Origin of the sequence: Stenotrophomonas sp. 278 (assembly GCF_003935715.1) — a bacterium.
Lineage (GTDB): Bacteria > Pseudomonadota > Gammaproteobacteria > Xanthomonadales > Xanthomonadaceae > Stenotrophomonas > Stenotrophomonas maltophilia_AH.
In genome coordinates this window covers 1-986 of sequence record NZ_RHPP01000307.1, presented here as the reverse complement: position 1 = coordinate 986, position 986 = coordinate 1, and the positions used below count along the sequence as shown (strand labels likewise).

Here is a 986-nt window from a genome sequence, read left to right as displayed (position 1 = left end):
ACGACGATCCAGCGTCTGTCGTCGGGTCTGCGCATCAACAGCGCCAAGGACGACGCCGCCGGCCTGGCGATCTCCGAACGCTTCAGCACCCAGATCCGTGGCCTGGACGTTGCCGTGCGCAACGCCAACGACGGCATCTCGCTGGCCCAGACCGCCGAAGGCGCGATGGTCGAAATCGGCAACAACCTGCAGCGTATCCGTGAGCTGTCGGTGCAGTCGGCCAACGCCACCAACTCCGACAGCGACCGCGAAGCGCTGAACTCGGAAGTGAAGCAGCTGGTCTCGGAAATCGACCGCGTCAGCCGCCAGACCAACTTCAACGGCACCAAGCTGCTGGACGGTTCGTTCTCCGGCGCGTTGTTCCAGGTCGGTGCCGATTCGGGCCAGACCATCGGCATCAACAGCATCGTCAATGCCAGTGCCAGCGCGCTGGGCGGCGTCAAGTTCGACAAGAGCACGCTCGACATCGGCGCACCGGCGACCAATGGCGACGTGACCATCAAGGGGATGACGGTCAAGGGTGCCGACGGCACCGCCTACACCCTTTCGGACATCACCGTGAAGGCCGGCGTCGACGCAGCGGCGACCCAGAAGGCAACCGTGGCTGCCGTCGCCACCGCCATCAACGAGAAGATGGACCAGGCCGGCGTCTATGCCACGGTCAGCACCACCACGGGCCGCCTGGACCTGACCTCGGTCAAGAACAACGTGAGCGACACCGGCACGTTCAACGCCATCACCGTCACGGCGGGCACCTGGACCGGCATCACCGCGCCGACCCCGGCCACCCCGACCACCGCTGCCGCTGGTGCCGCACTGGCCAGCAAGTTCGCCAGCGACCTGGACATCTCCTCGGTCGCCGGTGCACAGCAGGCGCTGTCGATCGTCGACAAGGCCCTGACCTCGGTCAACAGCTCGCGCGCCGACATGGGTGCGATCCAGAACCGCTTCACCTCGACCATCGCCAACCTCAACACCACCTCGGA

At 65.9% G+C, this 986-nt stretch carries 1 protein-coding gene; it reads left to right on the top strand.

Annotation, left to right across the window (positions count from 1 at the left end; translation table 11 throughout):
• Positions 1 to 986, top strand: a 986-nt coding sequence (locus tag EGJ34_RS21865) for a flagellin (RefSeq protein ID WP_125362470.1), incomplete at both ends; no start/stop codon positions are given.